At 40.4% G+C, this 14,108-nt stretch carries 15 protein-coding genes; 9 read left to right on the forward strand and 6 right to left on the reverse strand.

From position 1 onward, the window contains the following. Positions 1-46: 46 nt before the first annotated feature. Genes AC0N32_RS07030 through AC0N32_RS07055 form a run of 6 tightly spaced genes read left to right on the forward strand, consistent with a single transcriptional unit; the run spans position 47 to position 5,471 of the window. A complete protein-coding gene (locus AC0N32_RS07030) occupies positions 47-670 on the forward strand; it encodes a hypothetical protein (RefSeq protein WP_476393146.1) in 624 nt (207 codons plus the stop codon). Then, positions 663-1,790 (forward strand): aminotransferase class I/II-fold pyridoxal phosphate-dependent enzyme, encoded by a 1,128-nt coding sequence (locus tag AC0N32_RS07035; protein ID WP_476393147.1) that lies wholly within the window; start codon positions 663-665, stop codon positions 1,788-1,790. The genes AC0N32_RS07030 and AC0N32_RS07035 overlap by 8 nt, the downstream gene beginning before the upstream one ends. After that, the gene (gene bioD / locus AC0N32_RS07040) at positions 1,787-2,440 is read left to right on the forward strand and encodes a dethiobiotin synthase (RefSeq protein WP_476393148.1); all 654 of its coding nucleotides are present in this window, start codon (positions 1,787-1,789) and stop codon (positions 2,438-2,440) included. Before AC0N32_RS07035 ends, bioD begins: the two co-directional genes overlap by 4 nt. Beyond that, entirely contained in the window at positions 2,437-3,426 is a 990-nt protein-coding gene (gene bioB / locus AC0N32_RS07045; protein ID WP_476393149.1) for a biotin synthase BioB, read from the forward strand. Before bioD ends, bioB begins: the two co-directional genes overlap by 4 nt. Positions 3,427-3,441: 15 nt before the next feature. After that, entirely contained in the window at positions 3,442-4,707 is a 1,266-nt protein-coding gene (gene bioA, locus AC0N32_RS07050; RefSeq protein WP_476393150.1) for an adenosylmethionine--8-amino-7-oxononanoate transaminase, read from the forward strand. Positions 4,708-4,763: 56 nt separating this feature from the next. Further along, positions 4,764-5,471, forward strand: a complete 708-nt coding sequence (locus AC0N32_RS07055; RefSeq protein WP_476393151.1) for a DUF421 domain-containing protein — start codon at positions 4,764-4,766, stop codon at positions 5,469-5,471. Positions 5,472-5,612: 141 nt separating this feature from the next. Here AC0N32_RS07055 and AC0N32_RS07060 read toward each other — a convergent pair whose 3' ends face one another. The 4 genes from AC0N32_RS07060 to AC0N32_RS07075 all read right to left on the reverse strand — a co-directional run bounded on the left by AC0N32_RS07060 (position 5,613) and on the right by AC0N32_RS07075 (position 8,096). After that, positions 5,613-5,762, reverse strand: a complete 150-nt coding sequence (locus AC0N32_RS07060) for a hypothetical protein (protein ID WP_476393152.1) — start codon at positions 5,760-5,762, stop codon at positions 5,613-5,615. Between the two features lie 151 nt (positions 5,763-5,913). Then, positions 5,914-6,720, reverse strand: coding sequence for a ferritin-like domain-containing protein (locus AC0N32_RS07065; RefSeq protein ID WP_476393153.1), 807 nt, complete (start codon positions 6,718-6,720; stop codon positions 5,914-5,916). Positions 6,721-6,744: 24 nt separating this feature from the next. Further along, positions 6,745-7,452 (reverse strand): ferritin-like domain-containing protein, encoded by a 708-nt coding sequence (locus AC0N32_RS07070; RefSeq protein WP_476393154.1) that lies wholly within the window; start codon positions 7,450-7,452, stop codon positions 6,745-6,747. Between the two features lie 74 nt (positions 7,453-7,526). Beyond that, the gene (locus tag AC0N32_RS07075) at positions 7,527-8,096 is read right to left on the reverse strand and encodes a fasciclin domain-containing protein (protein ID WP_476393155.1); all 570 of its coding nucleotides are present in this window, start codon (positions 8,094-8,096) and stop codon (positions 7,527-7,529) included. A 281-nt stretch (positions 8,097-8,377) separates the two neighbouring features. On the opposite strand from AC0N32_RS07075, the gene AC0N32_RS07080 reads away from it, so the two are divergent. The 3 genes from AC0N32_RS07080 (at position 8,378) to AC0N32_RS07090 (ending at position 10,846) form a co-directional block, all read left to right on the forward strand. Next, complete coding sequence (locus AC0N32_RS07080) at positions 8,378-8,947, forward strand: RNA polymerase sigma factor (protein ID WP_476393156.1); 570 nt, start codon at positions 8,378-8,380, stop codon at positions 8,945-8,947. Between the two features lies 1 nt (position 8,948). Next, positions 8,949-9,758: an anti-sigma factor gene (locus AC0N32_RS07085; protein WP_476393157.1), complete on the forward strand. Its 810-nt coding sequence runs from the start codon at positions 8,949-8,951 to the stop codon at positions 9,756-9,758. Positions 9,759-9,901: 143 nt separating this feature from the next. Continuing rightward, positions 9,902-10,846, forward strand: a complete 945-nt coding sequence (locus AC0N32_RS07090) for an aldo/keto reductase (RefSeq protein WP_476393158.1) — start codon at positions 9,902-9,904, stop codon at positions 10,844-10,846. A gap of 73 nt (positions 10,847-10,919) precedes the next feature. Here the strand turns inward: AC0N32_RS07090 and AC0N32_RS07095 are convergent, their stop codons facing one another. Continuing rightward, positions 10,920-12,764 (reverse strand): chloride channel protein, encoded by a 1,845-nt coding sequence (locus AC0N32_RS07095; protein WP_476393159.1) that lies wholly within the window; start codon positions 12,762-12,764, stop codon positions 10,920-10,922. A 72-nt stretch (positions 12,765-12,836) separates the two neighbouring features. Next, positions 12,837-14,108: an NAD(P)/FAD-dependent oxidoreductase gene (locus AC0N32_RS07100; protein ID WP_476393160.1), complete on the reverse strand. Its 1,272-nt coding sequence runs from the start codon at positions 14,106-14,108 to the stop codon at positions 12,837-12,839.

Genomic DNA, 14,108 nt, shown 5'->3' on the forward strand with positions numbered 1-14,108 from the left:
ATACAACCATCCGGCAATATACTAATTTTGGATTAAAATAAATTAAATGACACTCCATAACCTCCTTGAAAAGATTATTCAGCATAATGAAACGCATGCCAAATGGCTCAATACCTTATCTTATATGGAAAATGCCGGAGCCCGGAAAATTTCTGCCTGCGAGCATCCTACTGAAGTAAGTCTGATTCAGCTAAAGCATGCTGCGGAAGAACACCGACACGCCTATTATCTTAAGAAACAAATCCTTAAGATTACTTCATATACTTGTGAAAATTACCGAAATGAAGAATTACTCGCATCTACTTCTACCAGGCATTATTTACATCACCTCGACATGAAAACTTGTAAATATTTACAGGAAAATTTTAATTTAAATAAAGAAGAGTTAAAATATGCTGCCTATCTTTTTGTAACCTATGCCATTGAAGTTCGCGCCGATGAATTATATCCTGTTTATCAGGAGGTTCTGACAAAGTATTCTTCAAGAATTATGGTAAAATCAATTATTCTTGAGGAAGAAGGCCATTTAGAGGAAATGATCAGTCAGCTTGATAAATTTTCACCGGATTGGAAAATCCACGCAAAGCAGATCCAGGATATTGAAAATGCGCTGAATGCACAATGGATCAAGTCTATTTTAAAAGAAGTTCTTCAGGAAAATTATGTGTAAAAATTTTCTGCCATTCGAAGAAGCGTTAGAAAAACGAAAGCTGAACGGAACCCTGAGGACTTTACAGACCAGACAAAAAGGTATTGATTTTTACTCCAACGATTATCTGGGATTTGCTGGAAACCAAGAATTTCAGAAGATGTTATTGGAAGCCGTTCAGGACAACCCTCGTTTACTGACCGGAAGCACAGGCTCACGATTAATCAGCGGAAACACGGAAATTATTACAGAAACCGAAAACTTTATCGCCAGAGAACATCAATATGAGTCAGCTCTTCTTTTTCCTTCAGGATACAACGCTAATTTAGCTTTATTTTCAGCACTTCCGCAGCGCCATGATTCGATTATTATTGACGAAAAAATTCATAGATCGATACATGATGCCTGCAAAATGTCCAACTGCAGGAAATTAAAATTCAAACATAATGATTGCGACCATCTGGAAAATATTCTAAAAAGACAACAAAGTAAAGTTTATATTGCTGTTGAGAGTTTGTATTCAATGGATGGAGATATTGCTCCATTAGCTGAAATTGCTAAACTCGCAGAAAAATACAACGCAGGACTTATTATAGATGAAGCACACGCTTTCGGAGTTTTCGGATATGGACTGGTCGACAGCCTTAAGCTTCAGAAAAAGGTTTTAGCGACGGTGGTAACTTATGGAAAAGCCCTTGGAACAAATGGTGCGGCAATTCTTACCCATACTGTAATAAAGTCATATCTCATCAATTTTGCTTCCCCTTTTATCTATACGACTTCATCACATGACTTTCAGTGGATGAGCATTTTTAAAGGATATCATTTTTTGAATGCAAACAGGAAATTATTAACTCAGCTTCAGGAAAATATTAAAATCTTTCGCGATCAGAATATAATATCTACCTCCCATGAAAACAGTCCGATACAAGCAATAATTATCCCTGATAATCAACAATTAAAAACATTAGAAAGCACACTGTCTGACAACGGTTTTTTAACTTATGCCATTTTCAGCCCAACGGTAAAAGAAGGAACGGAGAGACTAAGAATTTGTCTGCACAGCTTTAATAAAAAAGAAGAAATAACCGGTTTAACCAAGATTATTAAAGATTTTATTAAAATAAAAAACAGAACATGAGTTTACAAGACAAAAGATCAGAGACAGAAATCTCCGGACAACAAATACTTTTTGTGACCGGAATTGGTACTGAAATAGGGAAAACCGTCTGTTCCGCTGTATTAACAAAATATTTGAAAGCAGATTACTGGAAACCGGTGCAATCAGGTGATCTGGATTTTTCCGATACCATGAAAATACAAAAATGGACTGGTGAAAATACAGTCTGTCATCCTGAAACTTACCGATTGAAGCTGGCCGCATCACCTCATCAATCAGCTAAAGAAGAAGGGATTGAAATTGATTTAAATAATTTTAAAATTCCCGAAACCACCAACCATCTGATCATCGAAGGGGCAGGAGGACTAATGGTTCCATTAAATGACAACGAATTTATAATGGATTTGATTGAAAAACTCAAGGTCCCGGCAGCGCTTGTGGTGAAGAATTATTTAGGATGCATCAACCATACTTTACTATCGATGATGGCTTTACAGCAAAAAAAAATTAATCTAGAATATTTAATTTTTAATGGAAGTTTTCCACCAGACACCGAGAGAATTATTGTTAAAAATATTCATCAAAAGACAAAAATTATAAAAATTCCTCATCTCGAAGAGTTAACAGAAGAACAAATAGAAACCGTAACAGAACAACTGAAAAAATCATGAAAGATCATTCAACCTTAAGAAACGACTGGACAAAAAAAGAAATTGAGAAAATCTACGATCTCCCACTTCTTGAGCTTATATACAAAGCAGCCACTATACACCGTGAATGGCATAATCCCGAAGAAATACAGATGTCTACCTTATTGTCGATAAAAACCGGCGGATGTCCCGAAGACTGCTCGTATTGCGGACAGGCAGCACGATATCACACCGATATCAAAGTTCAGGCACTCCTGCCGACGGAAAAGGTTATTGAACATGCAAAAAAAGCAAAAGAAGGCGGTTCGTCCCGTTTCTGTATGGCCGCAGCGTGGAGAGAAGTCCGTAACAATCGTGATTTTGACCGCGTTATTGACATGGTAAAAGGAGTGAATGACCTAGGAATGGAAGTCTGCTGTACTTTAGGAATGCTGACGGAAGAACAGGCTATTCGTCTACAGGAAGCTGGTCTGTATGCCTATAATCACAATCTGGACACTTCAGAACAATATTATGAAGAGATCATTTCTACCCGGACTTTCGACAACAGAATCAACACCATCAACAACGTAAGAAAGGCAGGAATTACCGTCTGTTCCGGAGGAATTATCGGATTGGGAGAAACACATGGTGACAGGATTTCCATGCTTTTAACTTTGGCAACAATGCCGAAGCACCCGGAATCAGTCCCGATCAATGCTTTGGCAAGGGTAAAAGGAACTCCGCTGGAAAACAACCAGAAAACAGATACATGGGAAATGGTAAGAATGATTGCTGCAGCAAGGATTATCATGCCTTCTTCAATGATCCGTTTAAGTGCAGGAAGAATTGAAATGACAGAGTTTGAGCAGGGCTGGTGTTTCATGGCCGGAGCAAATTCCATCTTTACAGGTGAAAGGGAAACTTTACTTGTCACCCCAAATCCCGGAGTCTCTGAAGATCTGCATATGTTGAAAAATTTAGGACTTAAACCGATGGTGAAAGAAAAAACAATGGTGAATAGTTAATTTTTTTAAATACTTATGAATTTATTCCAACGGGACCAAGCGGTCAACTGGCATCCTTATACCCAGATGAAAACAGCCGATGATATTATTCCCATAGTGAGAGGAAAAGGTATTTATCTTTATGACGATAAAGGAAAGCATTATATTGATGCCGTTTCTTCATGGTGGGTAACTCTTCACGGCCATGCTCATCCGCATATTGCCAAAAGAGTCTCTGATCAGCTGAATACTCTGGAACAGGTTATTTTTGCGGGATTTACCCATAAGCCAGCCATAGAGCTTTCTGAAAACCTCCTGAATATTCTTCCGGAAAATCAAAAGAAAATCTTTTATTCAGACAACGGTTCAACAGCAGTAGAAGTTGCTTTAAAGATGTGTATTCAATTCGCTTATAATCAAAAACATAAAAAGACAAAAATTCTTGCTTTTAAAAATGCTTATCACGGCGACACTTTCGGAGCGATGTCGGTAAGCGGAAGAAATGCGTGGACAAATCCTTTCCGGGAAATGCTTTTTGAAGTGATATTCATTGACATTCCGACTGCAGAAAATCTTGACGATCTTAGAATTTTTATTGAAAATATTTCAGATGAGGTAGCCTGTTTCATTTATGAACCGCTCATCCAAGGCGCGGCAGGAATGCTGATGCATAGGCCGGAAGACCTGTCTGAATTAATGAAATTCTGCAGAGAACAGAAAATTCTGATGATCCAGGATGAGGTTTTTACCGGTTTCGGAAGGACAGGAAAACTCTTTGCCGCCAATCATCTTTCGGAACAGCCGGATATTATGTGTTTTTCTAAAGGACTTACCGGCGGCACAATGCCGATGGGTATTACCAGCTGTTCACAGGAAATTTTTGAAGCATTTCTATCAGACGATCGGTACAAAACATTGTTTCATGGTCATTCGTTTACAGCGAACCCGTTAGCCTGCACTGCCGCGCTGGCCAGCATGGAACTTTTATTGATACCCGAAACTCACGATAGAATTGATCTTATTGTTAAAAAACATTCAGCGTTTTCAGAAATTCTTGGGAGACATCCAAAAGCTGAAAATGTAAGACAAACCGGAACAATTTTAGCGTGGGAAGTGGTCAACAGCAGCCATACTTCTTATTTTAATGAAACCGGAAAAACACTATATAAAGAGTTTTTAAAAAGAGGAATTATTCTACGGCCCCTGGGAAACATCATGTACCTTGTTCCTCCGTACTGTATTACCGCCGAAGAACTTGATTACATTTATGATCATATTATAGAAGTGCTGGACCATTTTTAGAAAACGTACGGATATTCTTGGCTTGCTATTTGAATTTTCAAGCAAAATATTAAAATATGTTATCCATACTTCTTTTAAAATTTGACTGGAAAGAGCTTCTGCTCGGCCAGGAGGAATGGTCATTCCTTCTTGAAATTGCCCTCCGGACCATCATCATGTTTGTGACCATTATCATCGGGTTAAGGCTTTTGGGGAAAAGGGGAGTCAAGCAGCTCTCCCTGTTCGAGCTGGTGGTCATCATCGGACTGGGTTCCGCGGCAGGAGACCCTATGTTTTATAAAGAAGTCGGAGTAGTCTCGTCGATCCTCGTATTTGTTCTGATTATCCTGATGTACACCCTGATCACTTATCTCGTCGGAAAAAGTAAGAAGTTTGAAACCCTTTTAGAAGGCAAATCAATATGTCTCATTGAAAACGGAGAATTCTCTATTGAAAATTTTAAAAAAGAAAATCTCGGAAGTGACGAATTTTTCGCAGAACTGAGACTGAATAGCATCTCACATCTCGGCCAGATCGAGAAGGCCATTGAAGAAATCTCAGGAGAAATAAGTGTATTTTACTTTGAAGATGAAAATGTAAAATATGGTTTACCAATTATGCCGGATTCGTTAACACATGCTTTAAAGATTGTAAAGGAATCGGGATATTATGCCTGTACATTCTGCGGCCACACCGAAGAAAAAGATACCGGAAATGCCGGCAACTGCCCCAAGTGTAAAAAAGATGAATGGGTAAAAGCGAGCAACAGGAAACGCATCACTTAATCAAAAATAAAAAGGCCCCTAACGGAGCCTAAAAAAACACAAATGATGAAAAAAAATTATTTCGATTCACAAATATAATAAAAAATTATAAATGCAAAAACTAAATTCAAATTTATTTATAAAATCATGATTATCTGATCTTTATCCCGCATTCAGCTTTTGTGACGTCGTACAAAAACCAATAGCGAGCAATGCTAACACACTTACAGCGAAAACCTTTGCTGTTTTTTTTATTCCTCTTTCGTTCACTAATTTCTTTTTAAGAATATGAGGATCGCTTATTGCTTTCATGTATTAAAGTTACAAAATTTAAAATAAAATGATATTAATTCTCCACATCAGGATGATAACAAGATCATATCTCTTTCATTTTCATTTTTTAAATAAAAAAATCTCATTCCGAAAGGGAATGAGATCTTGTCTGATCAGTAAATAATATTCTTTAATCAATAAACAAACCTGCTATAGTTTGTGCCTGACTTCCCGTCAATATTTCATCATAAGCCGCAGAACCGGCCGCAGCTCCAAAAGCAGTGGAAGTATTAAACCCGGCCTGGCTAATATTGTCTTCTCCGGCATATACAGGATCGGTCGCAGAAGGCATACCGCCACCGTTTGCAAGTTCTATCCAGCCCTTATTTCCTCGCATTCTCCTGATCTGTGAGGCATGTCTCGCCTCTACAGAATGAATCTGCAATGCAGCCTGCAGAACCGATTTATTAGACATCACATTTAATGCCTGTCCCTTGTATGCGCGGACACCCGTGTCTTCGAAAGCTTGTGCTAATGTCAAAAACTGACTGTAGTCGGAAAAAGGTGAAAAAATTCCTCCTGCTGTAAAATCAAAGGTAGGCTTGGCTCCGGGAACAACATTTAGTGAGGTTAAAGTACTTTTCAGAAACGCTACATGAGCCGACTCATGTTTGGAGATCTGCATAATAACCGGCCTGTCATCACTGGAAATCAAACCGGAAGTAGAAAGTCCTATGGCATAATACTCGTCCTCAAGATATTCGAGAACTAAAGCCAGTTGGAGCGCGTCGGTTAAAGCGGTTTTAAATGTGTTATTATCATTGACAGGAGCTGCCTTTGCAGGAGTGGTCAATAACGCGCCCAATCCTAACGGAATGGAAGCCACAGCCGCTTTTTTACCAATCGAAGAAATGCCGGCAATAGTTTCTGATCTTGTAGCTTTCGATGTGAAAAATTTATCGTCAGAAAGCTTATCTAATAGTTTTAGAATGTTCATAATGTAGATTTTTGAAGTGAGTAATTATCCGATTCCCTGTTCTTTCCATGTGAAAGGCGTCTTTATAAAACCACCTGCTGTCATCACGATGTCTTTAGGTTCTTTCGCAAGATCCAGCCCGTTACTGTTAATGACATCATCACCTGAAAAATCTGCACTGCCCGGATTGATCAGGTTTCTGATGGCTGATGCGTGCCTCGCTTCCACAGAGACAATCTTTCCTGCAATGACCAGATAATCTCCATTGGTAATGTATTTTCCTGCGCCGTTATACGCGGCAACTCCCGTATCTTCAAGCGCTTTTGCCGTTGCCAGAACCGAATTCCTGTCGTTAAAGTTTACATTTGGATACTGAAACTCCAGGGTCGGCAGTACATTGGAAGTAGCACCGCTGATGGCCGCTTTAAAGAAGTCTCTGTGAATCACCTCATGATGGTAGAGATCTGTAAAAATTTCTTTTTCTACGCTGGAAATTCCGGAGTAAAAATTATTTACAACTTTAGTATAAAAATCAGCTTCCAGCTGCTCCAGGGCGTACGCATAATTCAGAATGCCTACATCGCCTTTGCCAAGATCAAAGACATTACTCTGCATGAAATCAAATTCATTATCGTCACAGCCGATTAGGGTAAGCCCTGCCATGGCAAGACCCACACCACTGAGCTTCAAAAAATTTCTTCTGCCGGCATCCAGAGTCGCTCCCTGGTTAGAAACATTGATAGTTTTTTTCATAATATTATTGTTTAAGTGTTATTTACTGAAAAAAAACAGCATAACTTGTATGCTGTTCCAATACTAACAAACCACTACGGCATCAAAACCGTATCTATTACATGAATCACTCCGTTCGACTGATTGACATCAGCGATCGTAACTTTTGCGTCATTCCCTTTCGAATCCCTTACATATAGATCTTTGCCCTTCGTCCAGAACGTAAGCTGTTCACCTTCTACCGTTTTCATCATGCTTTTACCGTTTCCTGCTTTTACCGCTGCCCAGATTTCTTTTGCGCTATATCTTCCCGGCAAAACATGGTAAGTAAGAATTTTAGTAAGCATAGCCTTATTTTCAGGCTTCACAAGATTTTCTACAGTTCCTTTTGGTAGTTTGGCGAAAGCCGCATCGGTAGGAGCCAATACGGTAAACGGACCCGATCCCTCTAAAGTTTCAACCAGGCCGGCAGCTTTTACGGCGGCAACCAGCGTCTTATGATCTTTGGAGTTTACAGCATTTTCAATAATATTCTTTGATGGGTACATGGGCGCACCGCCAACCATTACTGTTTTTTCTTTCATGCTCTGAGCAGCCGCATTACCACCGAATGCAAATGATAAGGCCACCATACTGAAAACTGCGATTTTGGATTTAGTGTTCATTTTTTTAATTTTTAAGTTAATAATGTGTTTGAATTAAAATTTTCCTCTGATTCCATTTACGAGGTAGGTTTCATTTCAGTTTTAGTTTTCATAAAAAAAATCACAAAACATTATAAACCAGCTACTTATTTTTAAATAAAAATCAAAAACGACAAAATAATTTCATTAAATATTAAATTATCTTTTAATAATATTGAAGAATATGAAAGGCTTCATTCATTTTATTAGGATTTTAAAAGATGGTTTGAGTATTGCTTGTTATTTGTTTTATTTTATTACATTTGGAAAGAAAAATATTCGCTATTAAGACACAGTATTCGGAAGAGCAGCTGATCGTTTTGCTAAAAGAGAAAAACGAAAATGGTTTTCATTATTTGTATGACCACTATTCCGGCGCACTCTATGGGGTTATCCTACGAATCGTTCAGTCAAAAGACTATACGGAAGAAATCATTCAGGATGTGTTTGTCAAAATCTGGAATTCAATCCATCAGTACGATCCATCCAAAGGAAGATTCTATACCTGGATGATCAATATTGCCAGAAACACAGCTATCGATTATTTAAAATCCAAAAGCTTCCGGAACGAGCTGAAAAACCAACCGTTACCGGATTTCGTATATAACTCTGCAGAACTTTCCACAACCAACGACACCTCCGATTTCATAGGGTTCAACAATGTGCTGGAAAGCCTGGAAACCGATAAAAAAGAGCTCATCGACCTGGCTTACTACCAGGGATATACCCAGAATGAAATATCAGAAAAACTGAAGATCCCCCTGGGAACGGTAAAAACCAAAATGCGGAATGCCCTTATGAAATTAAAAGATTTATTAAAAGATTATCGATAAATTGAACACTAAAGAATACATATCATCCGGAATTATAGAATCTTATATTCTAGGTCTTGCTTCTCCCGAGGAAGCAGGTATTTTGGAGTGTGTGATGAAGAATAATGCTGAAGTGAAAGCCGCTTTCGAAGAAGCACAGAAAACACTGGAAGATCTTGCCACAGCACAGGCTGTAGCACCTCCGGATGATTTGAAAACAAAGATCTGGAGTAAAATTCAAAAGGAACAGACTAAGGAAGAGATCATTCCCATCATATCCACAGATATTCCTGCCGTCCAGGATCAGGAACAGATAAAAATTCACGGAAACAGCAATTGGAAAACTTTTGCCATTGCCGCATCTCTGTTATTTCTGATCAGCGTAGCCGGCAATATTTTCTGGATGAGCGATCAGGAAAATACGAAGCAGGAATTGGCCAGAATGAATACTGAGAAGAAAAACCAGGAGCTTGCCATGCAGAAAATAAACCGTAAAATGGAGATGGTTTCCAATCCGGATATGAAAATGGTCATGCTGAAAGGCGTGGAAAAACACACAGACTCCAAAGCTATGGTCTTCTGGGATACCAAAACGAAGGAAGTCTACCTTAATGCAGACAAACTTCCTAAAGCTCCCGAGGGAATGCAGTATCAGCTTTGGGCCATTACAGACGGCAAACCGGTAAATGCCGGAATGTACACCGAGGATAAAGACAGCAGAATTGCATTGGCCAGTATTCCGAAAGCACAGGCATTTGCCATCACCCTGGAAAAGCAGGGCGGAAGTCCGGTTCCTACCATGCAAAACATGTATGTAATGGGAGAAATATAGAAATATCATTTTATAAAAAAATAAGGAAAGATCAGCAAATGCTGGTCTTTTTTCATTGATGAAAAATATATGGCGCATAGAGAACGTGATCTATTTAAAGGAGTAAAATTTGCTACCTTTATATACGATCTTAAAATATCATTATGAATAAACGAACAATTAAGAACACAGATTTACAGGTAGCTCCCATAAACTTCGGCGGAAATGTTTTCGGATGGACTTTAAATGAAAAAGAATCTTTTGATATTCTTGACAGGTTTACCGGTGAAGGATTTAATTTTATCGATACGGCAGACACCTATTCCTGGTGGGTGAACGGCAAAGGCGGGCAATCCGAAGAAATCATCGGCCGGTGGGTGAAAAGCCGGGCAAACAGGAACGATCTGGTGATCGCGACAAAAGTAGGCTCCGAAACCAAAGAGCACGGCTTTGACATCAGCAGAAAGCATATCCTGAAATCCGTCGATGAATCGCTGCAAAGACTTCAGACCGATCACATCGATCTTTACTATACCCATTTTGATGATAAAGTAACGCCCGTAGAAGAGACCCTGCAAGCTTATGATGAAATTATTAAAGCCGGAAAAGTGCGCTATATCGCCGCTTCCAACTTATCACCGGAACGGCTCAGGGAATCCCTGGAAACCGCAGAAAAGAACAATCTCCCGAAATATGTCGCCTTACAGCCGCATTATAATTTAATGGAAAGAGAAGGTTTTGAGAAAAACTATGCCCCCTTGGCAGAAGAATTCGACTTAAGTGTGTTTCCATACTGGTCGCTGGCTTCAGGATTCTTAACCGGTAAATACCGCAGCGAAGACGATCTGTCCAAGAGCCAGAGAGGCGAGGGTGCAAGAAAATATCTGAATCCGAAAGGAACGGAAGTTTTAAAAGCCCTTGACGAGATCAGCGCAAAACATCATGTAAAGCCCGCAACGGTAGCTTTGGCGTGGCTGCTTGCCCATCCTCTGATCACAGCACCGATTGTAAGTGCGACCAGCGGATCCCAACTGGAAACCTTATTCGCAGCCCCCAAACTTGAACTGGATAAAGCCGATATGGAAATGTTGAATAAAGCCAGCCAATAAAGCAGTTTATCCCAATAAAAAAACCGTTTAGTGTATCGACTAAACGGTTTTTTTATGTGTGAATGAGCAACAATTACTCAGAATATTCTTTCAGCAGCTGCCGGTAGCTCATCAGGATGGTCGATTTGGAAATAAAGCCGATAAACTTATTCTGGGCATCGACAACAGGCAGATTCCAGACGGCGGTATCATCAAACGTCTGAAGAATCTGCAAAGGCTGATCTTCCGGATGAATGACTGCCGGAGGAGCTTTCATAATCTGAGCTAAAGATGAAGAAACCTCATCATTCGTGAAAAGATAAGGACGAATATCGTCAAGCGTAAGGATTCCACGAAGGGTTTTATCATCATTGACCACTGCAAAAATGTTTTTGTTTCCGTTCTTTACCAGTTCAAATAATTCCGTAATGGGTGCCGTTTCATTGATAGCCTGTGAATATCGGTCAATGAAATCTTCCGTCTTTAGGGAAAACAGGATGTTTTTATCATGCTTATTGGTGAAGATCTTGCCCTGGTCAGCAAGAGACTTTAATTCCGGGGAGATGGGAGAGAACCATTTTGCAATAAGGTAAGACATAATGGAAGCAATCATTAACGGAATAAAAAGATCATATCCGAAGCTCGATTCCGCAATAAGGAAAATGGCAGTCAGCGGTGCATACATCACGCCGCTCATGGCTCCGGCCATCCCTACCAGTACCAGGTTGGTTACCGGAACATCAGCGAAACCGATCTGCTGGCAGATAAGGGCAAACAGGTAGCCCACCGTGCCACCGGCAAAAAGGGAAGGAGCGAAGTTTCCTCCGTTTCCTCCGCTGAAAATAGTGAATGACGTTGCAAAAGCCTTTAGCAACAAGACAAGAATCAGGAAAACGATAATCGTAAAATTGCCGATCTCGAAATACCGGAACAGGCTGTTCTCAATAATCCGGTGCATATCGCCATTGGTAAATGCCTTTACCGTTTCGTATCCTTCGCCGAACAGAGGCGGGAAAAGTACACACAGTAAAGACAGAACCGCGCCGCCGAACATCGCTTTTCGGAGCCTCGACATATTTAATTTCATGATGAAATGTTCCACTTTCTTAGAAATAATCACGAAGTATCTCGCATAAAGGCCGGTAACGATTCCTAAAATTAGATAATATGGAACATTCTTATAGTTAAAAGCTTCTCTGGTATAAAACCTGAAGAGCACATCTTCCTGAAGGAGGATTCTGGAAAGCAGACTTCCGCAGACCGCTGCTACCACAAGCGGGATAAAATCGGTAAATACCACTCCGGTCAGCAGAATTTCAAAAGCAAACATGATCCCGGCAATAGGAGCATTGAAGGCCGAAGCAATACCGGCGGTAGCACCGGCAGCCAGCAACAGCGTTCTCTCCTTATAGTTCAGGCGGTAAGTCTGGGCAAAATTGGAACCTATGGCTGCTCCGGTCACTGCGATCGGGCTTTCAAGACCCGCCGAACCTCCCAACCCGACGGTCACCGCACTCTGTACGATCTGTGAATACATTTTCACGGAAGACACGATGCTTGAGTTCTGCGCAATCTCATACAGGATCGCTCCGATCCCTTTCCGGTCCTGGCCTTTAAACAGCGTCAGAACAATACTTACCGTTAAAACAATTCCCAGGAAAGGAAAGATGATATAAAACAGGATCTGGTATTCGAAGTGAACTTTCGTCGTAATGAAATGATGGATCGCGTGAACGAGCGACTTCAGCAGAACACCCGCCAGCCCGGCAGTACAGCCCACAAGAATTCCCGAAAGCACCAGAAACTGATTCCTGCTTAATCTGTTGTTGAGCCAATGAAGAATGAGTTCGTAACTTCTTGCTTTTTCAAGTCCGTACTTTTGAAAGTCTCTTTTAAACTTAAGAAAGCTCAGAAACTTTTTCTTATGATGAATATTCACTGTTGAGATTTTATCCTGTAAAAGAATATTTACAGTCTGGTAAATTTATGAAATATATCATGAATATTAAAATCAGGAATGATCCGTGGCATCTCTTTTAGGCCTTAAAATAAGCCGGATCGACGGATTGTTGGTAATGAAAAGACGCAGCCAGTTGAATGCCAGACGCACTTTGCTGCTGAAACTCACCAATGGAATGATATGAATAAAAAGCCATGTAAGCCATGCTAAAAATCCTTTAAATGAAAACTTCGGCAAATCGACCACCGCATCAAATTTCGAAATGATGGCCATGCTTCCTTTATCGTTGTATTCAAAAGGAATGAGTACCTTTTCGTCTTCAATCCTTTTGAGATTCTTTCCTAAGTTTTTGGCGTGCTGAATAGCGACCTGCGCGAGTTGGGGGTGCCCCTTCGGATATTTTTCTTCGGTAAGCTGCAGGGCAATATCTCCCAGTGCAAAAATATTGGTGGTTCCGTTTACCTTATTATAGGCATCTACCAGCAGTCTTCTTCCTTTGCCTACACTCTCTTCGGGAATTCCCGGCACTTCCCGGCCAATGACTCCTGAGGTCCAGATCAGGGTTTCCGTTTCGATGGTCTGTCCGTCGCCAAGGATAACTTTGCAGTCTACGTAATCTTTTACTGCCGTATTGAGGATAATCTTTACCCCCAGCTTTTTAAGTCTTTCGTAAGCGGCTTCTTGGGCCATTTTGCTCATCGGGGAGAGCAGGGTAGGCAAAGCGTCGATCAGATAAATATTAGAAAGCCCAAGCTTTATTTCCGGGTATTCCTTTTCGGCAATATACGTTCCCATTTCGGCGATCATCCCCGCAAGCTCTACACCGGTGGGACCGCCTCCGGCGATCACAATGTTCTGGAGCTTCTGTGCTTCCTTTACATTTTTATTTCTTGCCGCTTCTTCAAGGGTCAGCAGCATATAGTTTCTGAGGTAAAGTGCTTCGTCAATCGTTTTCATCGGTAAGGCGCATTTCTTTACATTCTCCATTCCGAAAAAATTAGACTCGGTTCCCAGTGCCAGCACAAGATAGTCATACTTCAAAGCACCATGATCCGTTTCAAGGATATTGTTCTGATGATCTACTTTCACCAGGCTGCCCATGTGGAAATTCACGTTCTTATAATTGGAAATCAATTTCCGGAAAGGATAGCTGATATTGGATGCCTCGATAAATGAGGTCGCCACCTGATAAATAAGCGGTGGAAAAAAATGATAATTGTTTTTATCAACAAGCGTGATTCTGAAACGTTTGTCATTCACGAGAGATTTGGTCAGGTTCACCCCTGCAAAACCTCCGCCGACAATAACGATATGCTTTTTCAT

The organism is Chryseobacterium endophyticum (assembly GCF_056333165.1).

What these genes read in the sequence shown, in the direction of transcription:
- AC0N32_RS07030 (WP_476393146.1), top strand. Translation starts at nt 47, where the DNA reads ATGACACTCCATAACCTCCTTGAAAAGATTATTCAGCATAATGAAACG.
- AC0N32_RS07035 (WP_476393147.1), top strand. Translation starts at nt 663, where the DNA reads ATGTGTAAAAATTTTCTGCCATTCGAAGAAGCGTTAGAAAAACGAAAG.
- bioD (WP_476393148.1), top strand. Translation starts at nt 1,787, where the DNA reads ATGAGTTTACAAGACAAAAGATCAGAGACAGAAATCTCCGGACAACAA.
- bioB (WP_476393149.1), top strand. Translation starts at nt 2,437, where the DNA reads ATGAAAGATCATTCAACCTTAAGAAACGACTGGACAAAAAAAGAAATT.
- bioA (WP_476393150.1), top strand. Translation starts at nt 3,442, where the DNA reads ATGAATTTATTCCAACGGGACCAAGCGGTCAACTGGCATCCTTATACC.
- AC0N32_RS07055 (WP_476393151.1), top strand. Translation starts at nt 4,764, where the DNA reads ATGTTATCCATACTTCTTTTAAAATTTGACTGGAAAGAGCTTCTGCTC.
- AC0N32_RS07060 (WP_476393152.1), bottom strand. Translation starts at nt 5,762, where the DNA reads ATGAAAGCAATAAGCGATCCTCATATTCTTAAAAAGAAATTAGTGAAC.
- AC0N32_RS07065 (WP_476393153.1), bottom strand. Translation starts at nt 6,720, where the DNA reads ATGAACATTCTAAAACTATTAGATAAGCTTTCTGACGATAAATTTTTC.
- AC0N32_RS07070 (WP_476393154.1), bottom strand. Translation starts at nt 7,452, where the DNA reads ATGAAAAAAACTATCAATGTTTCTAACCAGGGAGCGACTCTGGATGCC.
- AC0N32_RS07075 (WP_476393155.1), bottom strand. Translation starts at nt 8,096, where the DNA reads ATGAACACTAAATCCAAAATCGCAGTTTTCAGTATGGTGGCCTTATCA.
- AC0N32_RS07090 (WP_476393158.1), top strand. Translation starts at nt 9,902, where the DNA reads ATGAATAAACGAACAATTAAGAACACAGATTTACAGGTAGCTCCCATA.
- AC0N32_RS07100 (WP_476393160.1), bottom strand. Translation starts at nt 14,108, where the DNA reads ATGAAAAAGCATATCGTTATTGTCGGCGGAGGTTTTGCAGGGGTGAAC.